The organism is Pseudomonas sp. PGPR40, assembly GCF_022014505.1.
In the GTDB taxonomy this organism is placed as follows: Bacteria; Pseudomonadota; Gammaproteobacteria; order Pseudomonadales; family Pseudomonadaceae; genus Aquipseudomonas.
The window spans coordinates 12443-32992 of record NZ_JAKLSP010000034.1 but is presented as its reverse complement, the minus strand read 5'-3'; the positions used below and the strand labels follow the sequence as shown (position 1 = coordinate 32992).

At 57.2% G+C, this 20550-nt stretch carries 17 protein-coding genes and 1 pseudogene; 9 read left to right on the top strand and 9 right to left on the bottom strand.

Translation table 11 applies throughout. The features are described from left to right. Positions 1–215: 215 nt before the first annotated feature. The 5 genes from MEB48_RS24750 (at position 216) to MEB48_RS24730 (ending at position 5806) form a co-directional block, all read left to right on the top strand. Positions 216–1874 carry an arylsulfatase gene (locus tag MEB48_RS24750; RefSeq protein ID WP_237886447.1) on the top strand — a complete coding sequence of 553 codons (1659 nt, stop codon included), beginning with the start codon at positions 216–218 and terminating at the stop codon, positions 1872–1874. Between the two features lie 149 nt (positions 1875–2023). Then, positions 2024–3031 (top strand): HAD family hydrolase, encoded by a 1008-nt coding sequence (locus tag MEB48_RS24745; RefSeq protein WP_237886446.1) that lies wholly within the window; start codon positions 2024–2026, stop codon positions 3029–3031. Positions 3032–3141: 110 nt separating this feature from the next. Further along, positions 3142–4410, top strand: a complete 1269-nt coding sequence (locus MEB48_RS24740) for an OmpP1/FadL family transporter (protein ID WP_237886445.1) — start codon at positions 3142–3144, stop codon at positions 4408–4410. A gap of 73 nt (positions 4411–4483) precedes the next feature. Further along, positions 4484–5239: a bestrophin-like domain gene (locus tag MEB48_RS24735; protein WP_237886444.1), complete on the top strand. Its 756-nt coding sequence runs from the start codon at positions 4484–4486 to the stop codon at positions 5237–5239. A gap of 57 nt (positions 5240–5296) precedes the next feature. After that, complete coding sequence (locus tag MEB48_RS24730) at positions 5297–5806, top strand: hypothetical protein (protein ID WP_237886443.1); 510 nt, start codon at positions 5297–5299, stop codon at positions 5804–5806. A gap of 258 nt (positions 5807–6064) precedes the next feature. Here the strand turns inward: MEB48_RS24730 and MEB48_RS24725 are convergent, their stop codons facing one another. Continuing rightward, on the bottom strand, positions 6065–6835 hold the full coding sequence (locus tag MEB48_RS24725; RefSeq protein WP_237886442.1) for a DeoR/GlpR family DNA-binding transcription regulator: 771 nt from the start codon (positions 6833–6835) through the stop codon (positions 6065–6067). Between the two features lie 264 nt (positions 6836–7099). Here MEB48_RS24725 and MEB48_RS24720 point away from each other — a divergent pair, with 264 nt between their 5' ends. Continuing rightward, positions 7100–8380 carry a haloacid dehalogenase-like hydrolase gene (locus MEB48_RS24720; protein WP_237886441.1) on the top strand — a complete coding sequence of 427 codons (1281 nt, stop codon included), beginning with the start codon at positions 7100–7102 and terminating at the stop codon, positions 8378–8380. 236 nt (positions 8381–8616) lie between these two features. Here the strand turns inward: MEB48_RS24720 and MEB48_RS29270 are convergent, their stop codons facing one another. From MEB48_RS29270 to MEB48_RS24705, 3 genes are all read right to left on the bottom strand, one after another. After that, on the bottom strand, positions 8617–8922 hold the full coding sequence (locus tag MEB48_RS29270) for a hypothetical protein (RefSeq protein ID WP_330932723.1): 306 nt from the start codon (positions 8920–8922) through the stop codon (positions 8617–8619). Positions 8923–9249: 327 nt separating this feature from the next. Beyond that, positions 9250–10464 (bottom strand): sodium/glutamate symporter, encoded by a 1215-nt coding sequence (gene gltS, locus MEB48_RS24710; RefSeq protein ID WP_237886440.1) that lies wholly within the window; start codon positions 10462–10464, stop codon positions 9250–9252. A 141-nt stretch (positions 10465–10605) separates the two neighbouring features. Next, positions 10606–10896: a DUF3144 domain-containing protein gene (locus MEB48_RS24705; RefSeq protein ID WP_237886439.1), complete on the bottom strand. Its 291-nt coding sequence runs from the start codon at positions 10894–10896 to the stop codon at positions 10606–10608. 455 nt (positions 10897–11351) lie between these two features. Between MEB48_RS24705 and MEB48_RS24700 the strand changes: the two genes are divergently transcribed. Then, positions 11352–12692, top strand: coding sequence for a tetratricopeptide repeat protein (locus tag MEB48_RS24700; RefSeq protein WP_237886438.1), 1341 nt, complete (start codon positions 11352–11354; stop codon positions 12690–12692). Positions 12693–12759: 67 nt separating this feature from the next. On the opposite strand, the pseudogene MEB48_RS24695 reads toward MEB48_RS24700, so the two are convergent. From MEB48_RS24695 to MEB48_RS24680, 4 genes and pseudogenes are all read right to left on the bottom strand, one after another. Beyond that, positions 12760–13144 (bottom strand): annotated as a pseudogene (locus MEB48_RS24695) (nucleotidyltransferase domain-containing protein); the annotation flags it as partial. 267 nt (positions 13145–13411) lie between these two features. Then, a complete protein-coding gene (locus MEB48_RS24690) occupies positions 13412–13954 on the bottom strand; it encodes a histidine phosphatase family protein (protein ID WP_237886436.1) in 543 nt (180 codons plus the stop codon). A gap of 17 nt (positions 13955–13971) precedes the next feature. Beyond that, complete coding sequence (locus MEB48_RS24685) at positions 13972–15015, bottom strand: SDR family oxidoreductase (protein WP_237886435.1); 1044 nt, start codon at positions 15013–15015, stop codon at positions 13972–13974. Between the two features lie 10 nt (positions 15016–15025). Beyond that, positions 15026–15442 carry an ester cyclase gene (locus MEB48_RS24680; protein WP_237886434.1) on the bottom strand — a complete coding sequence of 139 codons (417 nt, stop codon included), beginning with the start codon at positions 15440–15442 and terminating at the stop codon, positions 15026–15028. 121 nt (positions 15443–15563) lie between these two features. Between MEB48_RS24680 and MEB48_RS24675 the strand changes: the two genes are divergently transcribed. Continuing rightward, positions 15564–16445: a LysR family transcriptional regulator gene (locus MEB48_RS24675; protein ID WP_237886433.1), complete on the top strand. Its 882-nt coding sequence runs from the start codon at positions 15564–15566 to the stop codon at positions 16443–16445. Between the two features lie 9 nt (positions 16446–16454). On the opposite strand, the gene MEB48_RS24670 is transcribed toward MEB48_RS24675, so the two are convergent. Continuing rightward, a complete protein-coding gene (locus tag MEB48_RS24670; protein WP_030131025.1) occupies positions 16455–17339 on the bottom strand; it encodes a LysR substrate-binding domain-containing protein in 885 nt (294 codons plus the stop codon). 154 nt (positions 17340–17493) lie between these two features. Between MEB48_RS24670 and ydiJ the strand changes: the two genes are divergently transcribed. After that, positions 17494–20517 (top strand): D-2-hydroxyglutarate dehydrogenase YdiJ, encoded by a 3024-nt coding sequence (gene ydiJ, locus MEB48_RS24665; protein ID WP_237886432.1) that lies wholly within the window; start codon positions 17494–17496, stop codon positions 20515–20517. Positions 20518–20550: the final 33 nt, after the last annotated feature.

Genomic DNA, 20550 nt, shown 5'->3' with positions numbered 1-20550 from the left:
CACAAAAAAAGCTGTGATAAGGAGCGAGATTAAATAACCGTACTACGCTAAGGCGGGCACCTTGAGAAGTGAACGGAGAGTCCGATGGCCGGGTTAGCTGACCTGTTTGAACTATCCGGGAGCAAGGTTTGGGGGATTACTCACAGGATTCTGATTGCTGCTGACTCAGTGGTTGGGTAGCAGCGAGGATCGACTCTCGATAGAGGAAAGCCACCATGAAAAGACTCCCGCATCGCTCCAGGTTCTACGTCGCCTGTTCATTACTGATGGCACTAAACGGTCTTGCTCAAGCCGCCCAAACAGAAAAGCCCAACATTCTATTCATCGTCTCCGACGACACCGGCTACGGTGATTTGGGACCTTACGGTGGGGGTGTCGGGCGAGGCATGCCAACCCCGAGCATCGATGAACTGGCCGCAGCGGGCACCACTTTTTACTCGTTTTACGCCCAACCCAGTTGTACGCCCGGTCGGGCAGCCATGCAAACCGGGCGTATCCCGAACCGCAGCGGCATGACGACGGTAGCCTTCCAGGGCCAGGGCGGCGGTTTGCCCGCGGCCGAGTGGACGTTGGCCTCGGTGCTCAAGACGGGTGGCTACGACACATACTTCACCGGCAAGTGGCATTTGGGTGAGGCCGACTATGCAATGCCCAATGCCCAGGGCTATGACGTAATGAAGTACGTCGGCCTATACCACCTCAATGCCTACACCTACGCTGACCCGGAATGGTTCCCGGACATGGATCCTGAAACCCGGGCCATGTTCACCCAAGTGACCAAAGGGGCACTGTCCGGCAAGGCTGGCGAGAAGCCCGTCGAAGAGTTCAAGATCAACGGCCAATATGTGGATACCCCGGTGATCGACGGCAAGCCGGGTGTGGTCGGGGTTCCCTTCTTTGACAGCTATGTGGAAAAAGCCACCCTGGAGTTTCTCGACACGGCCGCCAAATCGGACAAGCCTTTCTTCATCAACGTCAACTTCATGAAAGTGCATCAACCGAACATGCCGGCGCCGGAGTTCGTTCATAAATCGATCTCCAAATCCAAGTACGCCGACTCCGTGGTGGAACTCGACACCCGCATTGGCCGCATCATGGCCAAGCTCAAGGCATTGGGCATGGATAAAAACACCTTGGTGGTTTACACAACCGACAACGGTGCCTGGCAGGACGTGTACCCGGATGCCGGCTACACGCCATTCCGTGGCACTAAAGGCACGGTGCGTGAAGGTGGCAATCGGGTACCGGCGATCATGGTCTGGCCGGAAAAAATCAAACCCAGTATGAAAAACCACGACATTCTCGGTGGACTTGATCTTATGGCGACCTTTGCCTCGGTAGCCGGCATTAAACTGCCGGAGAAAGATCGTGAAGGCCAGCCCATCATGTTTGACAGCTATGACATGACCCCGGTACTGCTTGGCACCGGACCGTCCCCTCGTAAAGAGTGGTTTTATTTCACCGAGAACGAACTGTCGCCGGGTGCGGCCCGTGTGGGCAACTTCAAGGCCGTGTTCAACCTGCGGGGCGATGACGGAGCCCATACCGGTGGCCTGGCTGTCGATACCAACCAGGGCTGGAAAGGCGCGAGCAAGTATGTGGCGACCGTGCCACAGGTCTTTGACTTGCTCCAGGATCCGCAAGAGCGCTACGACATCTTCATGAACAACTTCACCGAACGTACCTGGTCAATGGTTCCCATCAGCATGGCAATCAACAACCTTATGAAAACTTACGCCAAGTACCCTCCACGCAAGATGCAAAGCATGACCTATGACGGGCCGATCGAGTTGTCCAAATACCAGAAATTCCAGACGGTACGAGAAGAATTGCAGAAGGAAGGCATTCACCTGCCGATGCCTGCCGGTAACTAGTCAATCAGGCCAGAAGTGGCGGACTTTTCAAACGCCGCCACTTTGCGACTTAACGGCTGACCAGTGCGCTTGCTCGATACTCGGGACAGACAAAGCGGTGGATCTTCTAACCCCCCACCTCGCCCAGTTATGGCAGGGGAGTAAATCGTATGAACGACACATCATGGGCTCGTCCGTCATTGCGTTGGTTTTGGTTGATATTGTTGTGGCCACTCCTGCTTCAAGCAGCCGAACCCTTGCCCTCCTGGCAAGAGGGCTCCTCCAAAAAGGCTATCGTCGAATTTGTCCAGGCGGTCACAACGGACGGCTCAAAGGATTTCGTGGCACCGGCTGACCGTATTGCCGTGTTCGATAACGACGGAACCCTATGGAGCGAGCAGCCCATGTACTTCCAGTTGCTATTCGCACTGGAGGAAGTCAAGCGGTTGGCACCCCAGCATCCCGAATGGAAAGACCGGCAGCCCTTCAAGGCAGTACTGGAGAACGATCAGAAAACCCTGTCCGACAGCGGCATGGAAGGACTGATGAACATCGTTGGAGCCACTCATACCCAAATCAGTACCGAAGCCTTTTTGGCCAATGTCCGGGCTTGGCTGGCCAAGGCCGTGCACCCCAAAACCCATAAGCCTTACACCGAAATGATTTATCAGCCGATGTTGGAATTGCTCGACTATTTGCGCAGCAACGACTTTAGAACCTACATCGTTTCAGGTGGCGAAGTGGAGTTCATGCGCGCCTGGGCCGAGGAAGTGTATGGCGTTCCACCGGAACAGGTAATCGGCACCACTTTCGATGCCGAATACCAATATAACGACGGTAAACCGGTGATCATGCGGATGCCAAAACTGGCCCATAACGATGATGGCCCCGGCAAGCCGGTGAGCATTGCCGCGATTATCGGTCGGCGTCCGATCTTCGCTTTTGGTAACTCCGATGGCGATCAGCAAATGTTGCAATGGACCGCTGCGGGCGAAGGTAAACGCTTCATGGGCCTGGTGCATCACACTGATGCGCAGCGTGAGTGGGCCTATGACCGCACATCCAAAATCGGCAAGCTGGATAAAGCGCTGGATGAGGCCAAGGCTCAGAACTGGACAGTCGTGGATATGGCGAAAGAGTGGCGCAGGATTTATCCGTTTGACACCACAGTGAAGTGATAACTGTCGCCGGACCGCCACTCCCCCCAGTACTCGGCACAATCGTGCGGGCTATCAATCCAATCCACGGGGCTGCCCGCATTCGTAATGGACATTGCCGAGGTGAATGCATGCCTGCAAAAACCGCAACCCTGCCGACCTGTACGTTGCTTGCGCTGTTTTGCCAGCAAACCTGGGCCGGCGGCATCATGCTTTACGAAATCGGTACTGATAACGCTGGCCTGGCCAATGCCGGTGCCGCCGCCCGTGCTCAAGGCCCTTCGACCATCGCCAGCAATCCGGCGGGCATGGGGTACCTGCCAGGGACGCAAATCACCGGTGGCTTGCAGGTGCTTTATGGTGACCTGACGTTCAATCGCGATTCTGCCACCAACGGCACGGGCAGCGGCAGCGGCAACGCTCTCGACCCGATACCCGGCGCCAGCTTCTTCATCAGCCATGAACTCGACGAACACTGGAGCGTCGGGTTCGGCCAGTACGGTGACTTCGGGCTGGCGGTCGATTACGACAACGATTGGTCTGGTCGCTATTTTGCCCAGAACTCCAGCTTGCTCGGTTTATCTCTCGTGCCCAGCGTGGCTTACCGTTTCAATGAGCAATGGTCGGTGGGCCTCGGCATCAAGGCCATGTACGGCATGTTGCAAGCCCAAACCGCCATCGACCGCTCACCCTTCGGTTTCACCGATCGCACTGACGGCCAGTACAAGTACAAAGACGGCACCTGGGGCTACGGCGCCAACGTGGGCGTGATTTACGCCCCGCAACCCGGCACGCGCATTGGTTTGACCTACACCAGTCAGGTCGACCTGGACTTTGAAGACCGACTTGATGTGACGGGCGATGGTCCGCTGTTGCAAGCCATCGATAACACCCACACCGAACTCGACATGCAGGTGCCGCAAACCGTCACCCTGAGCCTGTTCCAGCAACTCGATCGGCAATGGGCCTTGCTGGCGTCGGCCAACTGGCAGGATTGGTCAGAGTTCGGCGACATTGCCGTACAGGTCGACACAACGGCGTTTGGTGCGCAAAAAAGAACGGTCGACGCGGCCTTCAAGGACACTTGGCATCTCTCCCTTGGCGCGCAGTACCAAGCCACCGAGCAAGTGCTGTGGAATGTCGGCGTGGCCTACGACAGCAGTGCCGTCTCGGATGCTAAACGCACTTTCACCGTACCTATGGGCGAATCCTGGCGCCTGGCGACGGGGGTGACCTATGCGCTGAGCAAGGACACCGATGTCAACGTCAGCTGGGCCATGGTGTGGCTCGGCGACATGCCGGTGGACCAGACAAAATCGGTGTCGGGTACTCGAACTTCCGGTGAGTTCGACAATGCCTGGATTCAAGCCGTGACCGGCAACATGACCTGGCGTTTCTGACGCCTCTGCCAAAACGACGAATTATCCGCCGTCGGCAAGCATATCAAGGTGATGCGATGAGCGATCTTCCCTCATGAACCATATAGCTATCGGACTGATCGGCTTCGTCGCTACCTTCGGCGGCGCTCTTATTGGCATCTATGCTGCGCGAGCTCTGCCCGAGCATCATCTGAGCAATGAATCGCGCAATGCAATCTCCGTTTCGTCGGCGATTGTCGGCACACTGTCGGCCTTGGTGATTGGCCTGATGATCTCGACGGCGAACAGTTCATTTTCGACACGCTCGAATGAAGTGTCGAAGATCGCTGTCGATATCGTCAGGATCAACCGCATGCTGCAGCGCTACGGACCAGAAGCGGAGGATGCCCGTACTAAGCTGCGCCTCTACGCGAGAACTAAAATGGAGGAATTGTTTCCAGCGACAGGTAAAACCTTACATTCAACTGAAACGACTGTTCAGATGATGGAGGCGATACAGGAATCGATTCTGTTGCTTGTTGCGACTGATCCGAGACAACGCTGGTTGCGCTCCCAGGCGCTTGCGCTGTCGGACGATGTGTTACAGGCGCGTTGGATGCTGGCGGAACAGCGTGCAAGTAACATTCCGATGCCGTTCCTGATCCTGCTGATTTTTTGGCTTGGCCTCGTCTTCGCCAGCTTCGGCTTGTTCGCACCTCGCAATGCCACGACGATTGCCGTTTTCTGCCTCTGTTCGATAGCAGTTTCCGGAGGCGTCATGATGATTCTGGAACTGGACTCGCCCTTCTCTGGATTCGTCCATGTCTCCGGCGAGCCGATGCGCCAAGCGCTGGCCGAAATCCTCCGTTAATCGAGGACACGCTAACATCTACGTGAGAGGCAATGGCTTACAGGAGAGGGGAGCGTCATGAGCAAACTAACTGAGAAGATCAAAGAAGAGATCGCAGCCATAATCCCACCCACAGTTTTCTTCTTCATTGCCTTGCACATTGTTGCTTTCATTCGTGTCCTGATGCTTAAGCAAACAGGAATGACGCTGGGCGCGACCGCATCGGTAACCCTGGCAGCATTGATTCTGGGCAAGGCGGTGGTGATTGCGGACTTATTGCCATTCATCAATCGTTACCCGGAAAAACCACTGATATACAACGTCGCCTGGAAAACAACTATCTATACGCTGATAGCCGTGCTTTTCCATTATCTGGAACATCTCATCGATTTTTGGCGTGAGGTCGGTGGTTTGATCTCTGCTAACGAGAAGTTGCTCGCGCAGATCGTATGGCCGCATTTCTGGGCCATTCAGATTTTGCTGCTGGTTCTGGTGCTGATGTACTGCACGATGCGCGAGCTGATACGCGTGATTGGCAGAGACAAGGTCATACGTATGTTCTTCGGCCCGTTGTCGAGTACACCGTAATGATGCTTAACCGGTGTTGCATTGCCCCCGAAATCGCGGCTTGGCCCGTCATGCCCTTTATCTGACATGACCTTCTCCTTAAGACTATTTGTCTTATCTGTGCGACGTCGACACAACGCTCCTACAGCGCTGTGTGTCTGGCCAGAACAGCTACCGTCAGTTTGCCAGCGCCGAGAGTCGCATCGTGCAAGATCTACCCGGTTGCCTGCACTTGAGCATCACGCTGCGTCAATGCCTGCTGCAACCGCCAAACCACCGCTACACCAGGACAATACGTTTCAGCTTGGCGTTCAGTGCGGCGAACGCCGCTTCGGTACTGGCCTTGTGGTTGGTAATGAGCACGTCGATACGTTCTGGCGGGCAGAAAGCGACGCGGCTCTCCACGCCAATCTTGCTGTAATCGGCGAGGATGACTACGCCTTCGGCATTGTCGGCCATGGCGCGCGCCACTTCGGCTTCGCGGTGGTCGTAGTCGCTGGCACCGCGCTGGGCGTCGATGCCGACCGGCGACAACAGCGCCAGGTCGGCCCGATAGCGGGCAATTTCCGCCACCGTGGTGCTGCCGACCGTCGCCGGCGCACGATCGTCGAGTGAACCGCCCAGTACGAGCACCTCGTTGTGCCGACCGCCCGACGCGGCGGGGTTGCGCAGTTGCAGTGCCACGTTGAACGAGTTGGTGATCACGGTCAGCCCTCCCAGCTTGGCCAACTCTTCGGCAAGGATGACGGTGGTGGTGCCCGCGTCGATGAACACTGTCTGCCCATGTGACAGCAGACTGACCGCGGCGCGCGCGAGGTCACGTTTGAACTTGACGTTGCTTTGCGCCCGCTCGGCGATGGGCGCTTCGTCCTCAACGCGGATGGCGCCGCCGTGTATCCGCTTCAACTCTCCCTGTTCTTCCAGAGCGACCAGGTCGCGCCGCACTGTCTCGCGAGAAACATTCAGCTCCGTGACGATGCGGTCGGTGGTGACGCGCTGCAAAGTCGATAGCAGTGCGCGGATCCGCTGGTAACGCTCTTCTTGCCACATACCGGGTGTCCCTGCTGTTCGAGTCGCTGTCCGAGCACGCATTGTGGAGGGGCGTCAGTCGCTGTCAAGTTTGGCGCGGCCCCAGGATCATTGAGCTGACACGGTCTGCGCATCATCTTTGTGCAATATTGAGGCAATATTGTTTTTTTGTGTATTTGGAGCTAGCCTCGTGGCCGGACGGGCTCTTCCCCTCGTCCGTATTTCGAAACACGCTTTCGCCATCGCCTCGGTTGTAACCTCTCGTCTAGAAGTAGGAGCTATGCCATGCAGCGTCGCCAGTTTCTGAACACCCTCGCCACCGTTTCCGTCATCTCTCCGCTGTTGTTGTCATCCCGTATAACGCAAGCCGCCATGCCTGCGGCCACACCGAGTGCGCTGGACCCAGCGCGCTGGTCGCCGCTTAACCAAAAGCGTCTGCAAGCGGTGATCGATGAGCACGGTGTCAAAAGCGCGTCCTACCGTCCTGACCAGCGCCCATACGCGGTGTTCGACTGGGACAACACCTGCATCATGAACGACTGTGAAGAAGCGCTGCTGGTCTACCAGATCAATCATTTGCAGTACAAGCTGACGCCTGATGAGTTCGCTGCTGTGGTGCGTCAGGACGTGCCGAACGGCGCGTTCATGAAGGACTACACCACGGTGGACGGCAAGCCGGTCAAGATGGAAGACATCGCCAGCGATGTGGAAGCGGATTACCGCTGGTTGCACGCCAACTACAAGGGGCTCGCTGGCGACAAGAGCCTGGAAGAGATCCAGGCCAGCGAGCAGTACAAGGATTTTCTCGCCAAGCTCTACTTCATGTACGACGCGATCTGCGACAGTTACCCGGTGGAGATCGGCTACAAGTGGATACTGTATTTCTACAAGAACATGACCACGGCTGAGTTGCAGGCGATGGCCGAGGCTTCCAACAACTCCGCCATCGGCGACGCGCTGCGCAAGGTCAAGTACGAGAGTTCGCGCACATTACCGGGCAGGGCCGGGGTGGTGGCTGCTACCCACTTCCATGGCATTCGTATCCATGAGGAGATTCGTGGACTGATGCACACGCTGCGCGCCAACGGCATCGACGTCTATGTCAGCACCGCCTCGATCGACGATGTGGTACGCGTGTTCGCGGGCAATCCTCATTACGGATACGGCGTGCCGCCTGAGAACGTGATCGGTCTGCGCATGGCAATGGAAGACGGCAAGTACACCACTCGCTATCGGCCAGACTGGCACTTCAACTACGGTCCGGGCAAGACCGTCGGCATCAAGAACGTGCTGGTTAAACAGAAGGGCTATGGCCCGGTGTTGGTGGCTGGCGACAGCGATGGCGATGCCTGGATGCTGCGCGACTTCAACGATACGGCGGTGGGGGTGATCGTCAACCGCATGAAGAAGGGCGAGATCGGCGCCAACAGCCAGCAGGCCGCTACGCAACTGGGCAAGCCGGACGCCCGCTTCGTCCTGCAGGGGCGCGACGAGCACACCGGCCTGATGATTCCAGACGAGAAATCGCTCAAATACGGTAAAGACGAGCTTAAGCTGCTGGCTTGATGGTACTGGCTCGCGGGTGGCCGGCGGCCATCCGCGAGCCGCAGTGCAACTCGCCTTGTATCTGTGGGAATGATGATTCTGCGTCCGAAATTCGGTACCGCTGCCGGCCTGAGTGAGTCTGTAAGTAGTATCGAGTCAAAATTGTGAGTTGCCCCAGTTTTTCGAGGCGCGCCCCACAGGCCGCTTTTGGCCGATTGCTGCCTCTAAGTACAAGCTATCTTCTACATTTATCGCATTCACTGTTGCAATGCCGCTACTGATTTAAGGTGGGCAGTCATTCGGCTCACGGCCAGATTGGTGCCCGCATCCCCTTGGCGCCGCTCAACGATGGAATAGGCGATTTCCGGCAGTTGCGGCAGCGATGTTCTCGACATCGCCGGTAGGCCAAATCCTGCTTCAGTGCGGCAGGTAATGCCCAATCCTGCCTCGACCGCAGCGCGTAGACCATCAAGGCTCGGGGTGGTGAGCGCCATGCGCCATGGGCGTCCGGCGGCGTCCAGCACTCGCTGCGCGGCCAGAAGAAACGGGCGGAACCACGTCATCGAGTAGTAGATCCGGGTAGCCGAACCACTTCATGGGGAGGCGCGTAACGATGTTTGCGCCGAACGGCTCACCAGCGCAAAGTGCGATGTCGATCCGGTCCTCGCCTATCGCCTGCAACAGCTCTGCCGTGCTCGCCGGCAACCGATTGGGGCTATGACGGAAGAACTCAGGCCGATCGTGCAAGGTGCAAGGCTTAAGCAGGTTTTCGACTGCACGAATGCATTGCGTATAGCGTTTCCAAGGGGTCTCCTTGGCAAAAAAGCGTACTAGAGTCAAAACCACCACGCTGACCGGATCCCGATAGGCATGGACAGAGGGAGCGATAGCTAGATACCACTGAACATGCCGATGATCACGGCATTGACCAGGTCAATGAAAAAGCCACATACCAGCGGCACGATCAGGAAGGCCTGGTGGGCTGCACCGTATTTTTGCGTCACGGTTGTCATGTTGACGATGGCCGTCGCCGTGGAACCGAGAGCAATTCCCCCGAAGCCGGAAGCAATCACGCTGGCTTCGTAATCGCGACCCATACAGCGGAAGACCACAAAATACGTATAGAGCACCGTCAGCAGAATTTGCAGGGTCAAAGCACACAGAATGAACATCAATGCGCCGCTGAGCTGCCATAACTGAAGCCCCATCAGGGCCATGGTCAAAAACATGCCCAAACAAATATCGGAGATCAGCGACAGACCCAAGCTGGCACCGCTCCAGGTTTTCAGCCGCTGATCTCCAATCACTGCGACCACGATGTGGTGTATGACGATACCCGCAAACAGGCAACTGACGAACTTTGGCAGGGTGATGCCGGCATTGACCAACAGCAGATTGAGCCCATAGCCCAGCATCAGGGTCAGGTTGAGCCACATCCACGCCCAGAGCACGTCGTAGTAGTTCATTGACTGGATGGGGTGTTGCTCGAGAACGCCGACTTCCAGCGCAGCATCCCCGGAAGGCGTCAGTTGATAACGACGTATCAGTTGGTTGGCGATAGGGCCGCCGATAACGCAAGCGGCAATCAGGCCGACAGTGTTGCTGGCCATGCCCAGTTCGTGCGCGTTATCGATGCCCAGCCTGTCGACGAACAGCGGTGCCCAGGCCAGCGTGGTGCCTGCGCCACCCGTGAGGGAAATGGAGCCCACCATCAACCCAGCCTTGGGATCGAGTCCAAATAGCTCGGCCATACCTATGCCCAGGGCGTTTTGCAGGACGATGAATACACCGGCGAGCAACAGGAGGATCAGCAGCGGAAGTCCACCTTTAAGCAGTTGGCGCATGTCCGATCTTAAGCCAATGCCGGCAAAGAAATAGAGCAGCAGAGTATCGCGAACTTTCAGATCGAATTCGATCTGGATATTAAGACCAAAGTAAAGAAGGGTCGTCACCGCCGCACAGACAAAGCCGCCGACGACCGATTCAGGAATACAGTATTGACGGAGCAAGGTGTTGTGCTGGACAAGGGTTTTGCCTAGGAAAAGCAGGAGGATGGCGAGGGTAAAACTTACGAGGCCATGAATCGGGAAGAGCTGAGGAGTCATTCAAAGCCTACCTAAAAAATGAAAAATCATTATCAGGATTAGGCCGTTCAATGTTCAGACCTGAGTCAATGAACGGTTGATGCAGCATAGCAGGAAGGTTAGAACCTTCCTGTTGCTCCCATTGCTTGTCTAAATGGCTGCTCAATCGGGTTGGATGTACTTGCTGAAATTGTTGATGTGGTCATCCAGGTTATCCTCGAGCATCATCCGGTACTGCTCGCAGAAGTAGTTCAACATCTCTTCGCGAGCCTGCGCCATTTCCGCGCCGGATTTGAAGCTGCGAGCGCTCACCCAAGCATTGAACCGTGTAGTGCCAAACATCATCGACGCGCTTACCTTGCCAAGATTTTCGAACTCTCTAAGTTGCTCGTTTGATAGGTTTATATGCTCGTCTGCGCGATCGTAGAACGCTTTGTCGTCGGTTTCAGGCATTGCTGCTTACCTTTCTATTCATTGTCAGAGTCCGGTAATTTGAGCATTTCTGCGTTCTGCTAGCTACAGAGTATGAATGCAAAGATTGATGTCTCCTTCGGGCCGTTTTTTGTCTTTTCTGAAGGGCCGAAATAGGCCGATTTTCTGACCTTCGTGACAGCCAGCAATCGACCGAGGCTGTGTGAAAACGTTCTCGACCAGTGACGGCGATCTGAATCGGGTCAAATAACGCGATCCCACGCAAATTTCAGGTCTTGATTTGACCAGAACTTCGGCAGATTTCACGTAGCAACGCAGACCAAAAAATGATGCAGTCGTTTTTACGCAGCCTGGGCCAGAAGCAGCCATTCACGTTTCGTCGGAAAAGTGTCTCTGAGCCACATTCGGGGAGACAATCGAGAGCGATCTTCACATCTCGATCATGTATGCCCTTAGGGCGTGGTCAGGAGGAAACCATGAGCAAACGCGACAAGCGTGGCAATCCTGTTTCCTATGACGTGCAGGAGGCGATCGATGCTCTGGATAGCGCTTGCGACTTGCTGCATGCCTACCAGGCCGATCCTCTGGCGGCGGCTGACAAAATTATCGCGCAGCACCCGGATTTTGCGCTGGCCTACGCCTTTCGTGCTGGCGCGATTGCGACTGCGACCGACAAAGCGTTTGACTCAGAGCTGTTCAAAAGTTTGGACGCGGCAGAGCGGTTGGCACCGAAAGCGAATGATCGCGAGCGGCAGCATATCCATGCCGTACGCGCTTGGTTCGACGGCGACTGGGAGCGGGCAATCGAAACCTGGGGGCGTGTTTCGATGGAGCACCCCCGTGATCTGCTGGCACTGCAATTCGCCCATTTGGGCGACTTCTATCTAGGTTACTCGCACATGCTACGTGATCGCGTGGCTCGTGTGATGCCGCGCTGGGATAACCAGATTCCTGGCTTTGGCTTTGTGAAAGGGATGTATGCCTTTGGCCTGGAAGAGGCAGGGGATTACCGGCAGGCTGAAGAGCAGGGGCGCGAGGCTGTTGCCTTGAACCCGCAGGATGGCTGGGCAGTGCATGCCGTCACCCATGTCATGGAAATGCAGGGCCGTAGCGAAGAGGGGGCCAAGTATCTTTCATCCAGCGCCAGTGCTTGGGCTCCCAATAGCATGTTTGCCTTCCATTTGTGGTGGCACCAAGCGCTATTCCTCCTTGAGGCCAATGATGTGGCGGGCGCGTTTCGTCTCTTTGATGAGGACATTTCAGCGGGCGGATTTGGTCAAGCGCTTGAGCTACTTGATGGATCAGCGCTGCTCTGGAGACTCTCTCTGCTCGGTCATGACGTTGGAGATCGGTGGAAAGGACTGGCCGAAAGATGGGAGTCCCGTTGTGAAGACGGTTTCTACGCCTTTAACGACGTGAACGCGATGATGTCATTCGTGGGTTCTGCAAACAGCCGTGCACAAACTCAGCAGTTGGATACCCTGAAGCGGGCCGCTGCTGGCACTGGTACCAACGCCATGATGAGTAGAGAGATTGGTGTGCCGGCGTGCGAAGGGTTAGTGGCGTTTGGTCGTGGGGATTATGCCCAGGCTATAGCGTCGTTGATGCCCTTACGAGCCAAAGCCAACCGCTTCGGCGGTAGTCACGCGCAGCGTGATGTCTTCTCATGGACGCTGACCGAAGCCGCTATTCGCCTTGGCAACCGCACACTTGCCGAGGCACTGGTTGCCGAGCGCCTTGCATTGAAGCCTGAGAGCCCGATCAACTGCGCCTGGAAAATGCGCGCGGGTCAATTTCAGCCGCTGCATGCGCGATAGCAGGAAGTCCGACCAATAAGGGGACAGATCTATTTTCTCTATTTTCTCCGGGGCTTGCAGCTATGGGGCGGGACAAGAAAAAAGAGATCTGCATTCTCATACACGGGTAATGCTGAACAAACAGCTCGACATGCTCTTCCAGTGTTTGCGGCCACAGGTCCTGTTCAGAGCGAAGTACTTGAGTTGACCGGATGAGTTTGCAGCATTTCCAGATCCTGCGACGTAGGAGGGCTGTGAAGGACAAGGGTCAAGTCCAGGTCGGAAACCCCCGGCACGGCGTTGCCTCTAGCGACGCTGCCATAAAGATAAATCCCGTCCAGCAGAGGTTCCGACCCAGTGAGCGTCATGCAAACATCCGCCAGCAAATCCTGAAACTGTGACTGCACCTCGACATTGGGCACGGTGAGGATATAACCGTCTGCATCAATGCCACTAGGATGGAATCGTTCCATGAAGCCGTCCGTTAGTTGTGTTCAGAGAGGTACTTTAACAGAGCCAATAGTGTCCGCTTCTGGCCGATTTCTTCCGGTCACAAAGGGCAGCTATCCGACCCTGAGCGGACACTCGTCAACGTCAACTCAGGGTCGAAAGCTGTTTGCTCCGCTGTAATTTAGTCGCCCATACAAATCAACGCTAAACCATTACCTATGGAGCCTTGGCGTCGGCCCGGTTGACCATGCTGGTGCAGGTCCGGCCCAACGTCGTTCAACAGGCCCCTCTTAAACACCGCCGTATTGATACACCGTCGCACTCCAATACTGGCTGCCATTACGTTTTTGGCGAGTCCATCCATCTGCCACCAGTTGTTTGGCGATCATTCGATTCATGATGCCATGACCGAGCAGCAGAACCGGTCCTTCGCTGGCAAGGGACTGAAGTCGTTGAGCTGCCGTGCTGGCGCGTATCCTCGCCGTGCCGACGGATTCGACGCTGCGGGAGTAACCGCACAACCATAGGACTCGAAAGATAAATGCCCAGGTAAACGGCGATAGCCGTGGCAGTTTCCAGTGACCATAAGGCAGTTGCGCTTCACGGAAAAGCGCGTCGACGAGGGTGGGCTTCAGGCCAAGCGCCTGGACGGAAGTCAGTGCGCGAGGCGCGTCGCTTGAGACAACCACCGTGGCGGTTGCTGCGAGCTGCAGGCTGGCATCCGGGACGGGTTGGTGGGTGATTTCGGACTGGTTGTAGTGTTCGATCCAGTCTTTCATATCGTGCGCTGACATTTTTTCGGTTGCGACCAACTTTGGCTGGCCGTGGCGCATCAGGATTATTTTCCTGCTCACAGTATGTTTACGTCCTTGTCCTGGGGTGTTTCAAACCAATCGTGATCACGGTACCACGCCACGGTGTCGGTGATTGTCAGCTCTAGCGCGCGGAAACTCAGGCCAAGCTCTTGTTCACTTTTACTGTGGTTGAAATACGAGCGGTCCTTCTCTCGTACCAACAGGCGCAACGTGGCCATGCTCAGCAGAATGGGCTTGCCGGTAATACGCGCATAGATCTCCTGCACAGCCGCCAAAGTGTATAGAAAGGCCAGCGGCAATTGTCGAACGGGTGTCTTGACGCCCGCTATACGTCCCAGAACAGGCACCAGTTCACGCATTGTCATATGCCGGCCCGCCGCGAGATAGCGCTCACCGCGCCGTCCATGCCTGGCGGCGGCAATCTGCGCCAATGCCACATCGCGGGCATCGACAACGGAGAAACTACCGGGGATCAGTCCGGGCAATTTGCCGCGCACGACATCGTTGACCAACTGTCCCGAGGAGGTCGGGCCAATGTCGGCAGGGCCCCACATCCAGCCAGGCAGGACCATGCAGGCATGCATCTCGGGATGGACCTCCAGGAACGACAAGACGACACGGTCGGCGAGGATCTTGCTACGGTAGTAGTCATCCGCATCGGCGTCGGCCCGCAGACATGTCTCATCGATAGACGTGCCAGGTGCGCCGTCGAGCACCGCAATGGAAGACGTATGGATGAACCGTCGTATACCGGCCCGGTAGGCCTGGTTAAGCAGGCATCGCGTACCAGACACATTAATCTTTTCGAGTTCCTTCCAGTGACTGCCGCCCTTGTAGTTATCGCGGAAGAACGCCGCGGTGTGAAACACCGTATCGCAGCCTTGCAGCGACGCTGCGAATGCGTCGACATCGGCCATGTCCCCAACGACCAGCTCAACTCCCGGCAAATTGTTGAACTGCTGTTCACCTTTGGCCCTTGATCGGACCAGCGCTTTGACCGTACAGCCATGAGCGACCAATTCACGCACCAGGTTATTGCCCAGCAAGCCTGTTGCGCCAGTAACGAATACGCTTTGCATCGCTCAATCCTCAGTTTGATCGGCTAAAAAATGACATCAACACCGCACTGTCGAAGAAGGCCTCTTCACGGATGGCCAGGCCGTCTTTGAAGGTGAAGTGTGCGGCGTAGTACACGGCAATGTGGCGGCCATGGGGTGGAATCACTCGGTCCGGCAGCACTAAGGGTGCGGTGAAGGTGCCGGTCAGGAAGGCGGTCAGTGCTAAACGATCGTTATCGACGGCAAATGGGCTGAAGGTCAGCTGGGCATCGGGGAACGCTTCGAGTAATGCGAGTTCTCGCTGGCGCATGGATTCGCGACCGGTTTGCATCCCCATCCCATCGAAATAGATGAAGTCTTCGCAAACCAGCGCAAGCATCGCCTCCACATCACGGCGATTGAAGGCGCTGGCGGCGCGTTCCGCAAAGTCGTTGGGGCCAGTAGTCATACAGTCCGTTCCATTCCATTCGTTTCGAGGGGCTGTAGATATACCTTTGAGGCCCCTGCCGAAAAACAGCGACTACTGCATAATGGCTTTGCATATATGCAGACCAGGGAGGCTATGGAGCATGGCGTTGCAAGCAAATTGGGATGATCTTCGTCTGTTGTTGGCCGTCTCGCGGCGCGGCAGCTTTCTTCAGGCCGGCCAATTGCTGGGGGTCGCGGCGTCTACCGTTTCCCGCCGATTGACCCAACTTGAGGGCGCCTTGGGCGAGCCACTCGTCGAGCGGGGCGTTGAAGGATGCTGGTTGACCCCGCGCGGCCAATCCCTCGTGGACGTTGCCCTGGCTGCTGAAGCGGGTTTGAGGCGTCAAACCGTTACGGGCATGTCCGAGTTGCACACAGAGCTATCTGGCAGTGTCGTGGTCAGTGCGGGAGAGGGATTCTCGTCCTGCGTGCTGGAGGCCGCGAGTCGCTTCACCTCTGCGCACCCACGATGCTCGGTGGAATTGCTGATAACAGTCGACTTTCACAAGATTGTCCGCGGCGCCGCAGACATTGCAGTACGCACAGTTCATCTGGGCGAGCCATCGCTGATTTATCGCCCCATAGGCAGGCTCGCTTACGGTGTCTTCGCCGATGCAAGTTATCTGAAGCGGTTTCCAGGGGTGACGCCGGCCACTGCGGTCAATATTGCCTTGCTTCCTCCGCTGGATAGGTTGCCGCAAATGTGTGCCGCAAAGGCTGCGGGTCTGGATCGCACGCAGATCAGCGTGAACTCGTTCGCGGTTCAGCTCGAATCGGTAAAGCGAGGTATGGGCGTGGCAGTGCTGCCCCGTATTCTGGCGAAGGACCTGATCGGGTTGTTCCCGGATCTCCAGCTTCCAGATATGGAGGTCTATCTGGTGACCCGGCCACAGGCATTGAAACAGGCTCACATCAAATGTTTTTTTGTCATCCTGGAGCAGGTGCTGCTTGAAGCCCTTTGCGTAGATGTCGGCACCGGTTGAAAACTGCATTCATATCTGTTCCAGCAACCAGGTACGGAACGCCATGAGTGACGGCAGCATTTCATTGCGCGGCGGATAGGTCAGGTAGTAACTGCGCTGGCTGGCGAAAGGCAGGTCCAGGCTGATCAGCTCTGAGTTGGCTAACTCGTCGGCCACTAGAATACGCGGCACCAGACCGATTCCGATGCCGGCTCTGACGGCCTGGATCAAGTGCGAGGTGAGTTCGAAACTCGGCCCCAGACGCATCATTCGATGGGGCAAGCCGTGGTGGCTGAACCACTCGCCCCAAACGTTGGGATTGTTCGTGACATTGAGCAGTATCTGTCCACCAATGCGCTCTGGTGTCCAGTCGTCATGGGCCTGGGCCGCTTGCGGCGAAATGATCACCATCATTTCTTCTGCGTGCAGGCGATGGCTGATCAGGCCCGGTAAATCGGCATTGCCGACGATGATCGCGGCATCGATGCCGCTGGTTTCAAAGTCGATGGCGTCGATCCGGGAGTTGATGTGCACCAGCATGCCGGGATGGGTTTTGTAGAAGTCATGCAGGCGCGGCAATAACCACTTCGAGCCGAAGGTCGGCAATGTGGCCAGGCGCAATGTGCCGCTGCCTGATTGATAAGCCATGGCCTGCAACGTGGCGCTGCGGATGCGTCCGAGCGCCTCGCTCATTTCCCGCTGATAAAGACGACCGACATCGGTCAACTGCACCTGCCGGCCTTCACGGCGAAACAGCGTCAGGCCCAGTTGCTGCTCCAGCGCCTGGACTTGCCGGCTGACTGCGCTTTGGGTCAGTGAGAGTTCCATCGCTGCACGGGTATAACTTTCATGTCGGGCGGCGGCTTCAAAGGCCAGCAGCAATGACATCGAGGGGGTGAGGTGGCGGTAATTCATTCGTAAAAGTCATCGATAGCGGCAGGATTATCCGTTTGTCCAAGGCTGAAACCTGCAGGATCATGGGTGAAGCCGACGACCTGAGGCTGACCTATTAATGCTCAGGCGACAAGTGTTTTGATTTTTCCGTGATTAGACAAGAGACCAGCCTGCGATGATCGCCCAGTTGACGACCGTTGAACCCGCGGCCCAGTACCCGGAATTTCTGCAAGCCCTGCGCGCCAGCGGCTTCCGCGGTCAGCTCAGTGCCGACTATGCCACTCGGACCGTGCTGGCGACCGACAACTCGATTTACCAGCGTTTGCCGCAAGCGGCGGTGTTCCCCCTGGACGCGGACGACATCGTGCGCATCGCTACCTTGATGGCCGAACCACGCTTTCGCCAAATCAAGCTGACCCCGCGGGGCGGTGGCACCGGGACCAACGGCCAGTCATTGACCGATGGCATCGTGGTCGACCTGTCGCGGCACATGAACACGGTTCTGGAAATCAACGTCGCCGAGCGTTGGGTGCGGGTGCAGGCGGGCGTGGTCAAAGACCAGCTGAATGCCGCGCTCAAGCCTCATGGGCTGTTCTTCGCCCCGGAGTTGTCGACTTCCAATCGCGCCACCGTGGGCGGCATGATCAACACGGACGCCAGCGGCCAGGGCAGCTGCACTTATGGCAAGACTCGCGATCATGTTTTGGAGCTGCATAGCGTGCTGCTCGGCGGTGAGCGTCTGCATAGCCAGCCTCTGTCCGACGCGGAGCTGGACGTGGCGTGCGCGCAGTCCGGCCGCATCGGCGAGGTGTACCGTACAGCGCGGCAGATTCAGGAAACCCAGGCCGACTTGATCGAGTCGGTGTTCCCCAAACTCAACCGCTGTCTGACGGGTTACGACTTGGCGCACCTGCGTGACGAGCACGGACGTTTCAACCTCAATAGCGTGCTCTGCGGTGCGGAAGGATCGCTGGGCTACATCGTCGAAGCCAAGCTCAACGTGCTGCCGATTCCCAAATATTCGGTGTTGGTGAACGTACGCTATGCCAGCTTCATGGATGCGCTGCGCGACGCCAACGCGTTATTGGCGCACAAGCCGCTGTCCATCGAAACCGTGGACTCCAAGGTGTTGCTGCTGGCGATGAAAGACATCGTCTGGCACAGCGTCGCCGAGTATTTTCCGAGCGACGCCGAGCGCGCGACGCTGGGCATCAATCTGGTGGAGTTCAGCGGGGAAGACCTGACGCAAGTGAACGCTCGCGTGGCGTCATTCGTGGAGCATCTGCAGGCCGACACAACGATCGAGCGGCTGGGCCACACGCTGGCCGAAGGTGCCGAAGCAGTGACTCGCGTATACGCCATGCGCAAACGCTCGGTCGGACTGTTGGGCAACGTCGAAGGCGAGATTCGCCCGCAGCCTTTCGTTGAAGACACCGCCGTGCCGCCGGAGAAATTGGCCGACTACATCGCCGAGTTCCGCGCGTTGCTCGACAGCCATGGTCTGGTCTACGGCATGTTCGGTCACGTCGATGCCGGTGTGTTGCATGTGCGCCCGGCGCTGGACATGAAAGACCCGGCCCAGGCCGCTCTGATCAAGCCGATTTCCGATGCCGTGGCCGAGCTGACCCGGCGTTATGGTGGTCTGCTGTGGGGCGAGCACGGCAAGGGTTTACGCTCGGAATATGTTCCTGAGTTTTTTGGCGAACTGTACCCGGCGCTGCAATCGCTCAAGGGTGCATTCGACCCGCACAATCAGCTCAATCCCGGCAAGATCTGCACGCCGCCGGATGCCGCCCAAGGCTTGCTCAAGGTCAACGAAGTGACGCTGCGCGGTGATCTGGATCGGCAAATCGACGAGCGCGTCTGGCAAAGTTTCGGCACCGCCGTGCACTGCAACGGTAACGGCGCTTGTTACAACTACGACCCCAACGATGCGATGTGCCCGTCGTGGAAAGCCACCCGTGAACGCCAGCATTCGCCGAAGGGCAGGGCGTCATTGATTCGCGAGTGGTTGCGTCTGCAAGGCGCGGCCAATATCGATGTTCTGAAAGCGGCGCGGGGCAAATTGTCGTGGTTGAGCGGGTTGCCGACGCGGTTGCGCAATAACCTGGCGCGCTCGCGCGGCGAGGCGGATTTCTCCCACGAAGTCTATGACGCGATGGCGGGCTGTCTGGCCTGTAAATCCTGTGCGGGTCAATGCCCGATCAAGGTCAACGTCCCGGAATTCCGCTCGCGTTTTCTGGAGCTGTACCACGGTCGCTATCAACGCCCGATTCGCGATTACCTGATCGGCTCGCTGGAGTTCACCATCCCTTACATGGCCTACGCGCCGGGCCTGTACAACGCGGTAATGGGCTCGAAATGGATGAGCCGCTTGCTTGAGCAACACGTCGGCATGCTCGACAGTCCGCTGATCAACCGCTACGACTTGCAGGCCACGTTGACCCGCTGCAAGGTCGTTGTCGCCACCGTGCCGGCCTTGCGAGAACTGACGCCTGCTCAACGTGAGCGTAGCGTGGTGCTGGTGCAGGACGCCTTCACCCGTTACTTCGAAACCCCGTTGCTGGCGAGCTTTATCCAGTTGGCGCATCAGTTGGGCTATCGGGTGTTTCTGGCGCCCTATAGTGCCAACGGCAAGCCTTTGCATGTACAGGGCTTCCTCGGCGCATTCGCCAAAGCGGCGATCCGCAACGCCCATCAGCTCAAGGCGCTGGCTGACTGCGAAGTACCGCTGGTGGGCCTGGATCCGGCGATGACGCTGGTCTACCGCCAGGAATATCAGAAAGTACCAGGGCTCAATGATTGCCCGAAAGTCTTGCTCCCTCAGGAGTGGCTCTTCGATGTGTTGCCCGAAAACCCGCATCCCGTTACCCAGACATTCCGTTTGTTGGCGCACTGCACCGAGAAGACCAATGTGCCGGCCAGCACTTCGCAATGGGAAACAGTGTTTGCAAGGCTTGGGCTCAAGCTGGTGACTGAAGCGACCGGCTGTTGCGGCATGTCCGGTACCTACGGCCATGAAGCGCGAAACCAGGACACCTCGCGGACCATTTTCGAGCAGTCCTGGGCCGGCAAGCTCGACAAGTCGGGTGAAGCACTGGCGACGGGTTACTCCTGCCGCAGTCAGGTAAAGCGCCAGGCCAACAGGCAACTGCGCCACCCATTGGAAGTGGTGTTGGAGCATGCGCGCGCAGAGTAGAGGAGCTTGAGTAACGTGGATCGCCAACGTGTG

Bases quoted from the DNA above. Each gene is read 5' to 3' on its own strand.
- MEB48_RS24750 (WP_237886447.1), top strand. From the start codon at position 216: ATGAAAAGACTCCCGCATCGCTCCAGGTTCTACGTCGCCTGTTCATTA.
- MEB48_RS24745 (WP_237886446.1), top strand. From the start codon at position 2,024: ATGAACGACACATCATGGGCTCGTCCGTCATTGCGTTGGTTTTGGTTG.
- MEB48_RS24740 (WP_237886445.1), top strand. From the start codon at position 3,142: ATGCCTGCAAAAACCGCAACCCTGCCGACCTGTACGTTGCTTGCGCTG.
- MEB48_RS24735 (WP_237886444.1), top strand. From the start codon at position 4,484: ATGAACCATATAGCTATCGGACTGATCGGCTTCGTCGCTACCTTCGGC.
- MEB48_RS24730 (WP_237886443.1), top strand. From the start codon at position 5,297: ATGAGCAAACTAACTGAGAAGATCAAAGAAGAGATCGCAGCCATAATC.
- MEB48_RS24725 (WP_237886442.1), bottom strand. From the start codon at position 6,835: ATGTGGCAAGAAGAGCGTTACCAGCGGATCCGCGCACTGCTATCGACT.
- MEB48_RS24720 (WP_237886441.1), top strand. From the start codon at position 7,100: ATGCAGCGTCGCCAGTTTCTGAACACCCTCGCCACCGTTTCCGTCATC.
- MEB48_RS29270 (WP_330932723.1), bottom strand. From the start codon at position 8,922: ATGACGTGGTTCCGCCCGTTTCTTCTGGCCGCGCAGCGAGTGCTGGAC.
- gltS (WP_237886440.1), bottom strand. From the start codon at position 10,464: ATGACTCCTCAGCTCTTCCCGATTCATGGCCTCGTAAGTTTTACCCTC.
- MEB48_RS24705 (WP_237886439.1), bottom strand. From the start codon at position 10,896: ATGCCTGAAACCGACGACAAAGCGTTCTACGATCGCGCAGACGAGCAT.
- MEB48_RS24700 (WP_237886438.1), top strand. From the start codon at position 11,352: ATGAGCAAACGCGACAAGCGTGGCAATCCTGTTTCCTATGACGTGCAG.
- MEB48_RS24690 (WP_237886436.1), bottom strand. From the start codon at position 13,954: ATGCGCCACGGCCAGCCAAAGTTGGTCGCAACCGAAAAAATGTCAGCG.
- MEB48_RS24685 (WP_237886435.1), bottom strand. From the start codon at position 15,015: ATGCAAAGCGTATTCGTTACTGGCGCAACAGGCTTGCTGGGCAATAAC.
- MEB48_RS24680 (WP_237886434.1), bottom strand. From the start codon at position 15,442: ATGACTACTGGCCCCAACGACTTTGCGGAACGCGCCGCCAGCGCCTTC.
- MEB48_RS24675 (WP_237886433.1), top strand. From the start codon at position 15,564: ATGGCGTTGCAAGCAAATTGGGATGATCTTCGTCTGTTGTTGGCCGTC.
- MEB48_RS24670 (WP_030131025.1), bottom strand. From the start codon at position 17,339: ATGAATTACCGCCACCTCACCCCCTCGATGTCATTGCTGCTGGCCTTT.
- ydiJ (WP_237886432.1), top strand. From the start codon at position 17,494: ATGATCGCCCAGTTGACGACCGTTGAACCCGCGGCCCAGTACCCGGAA.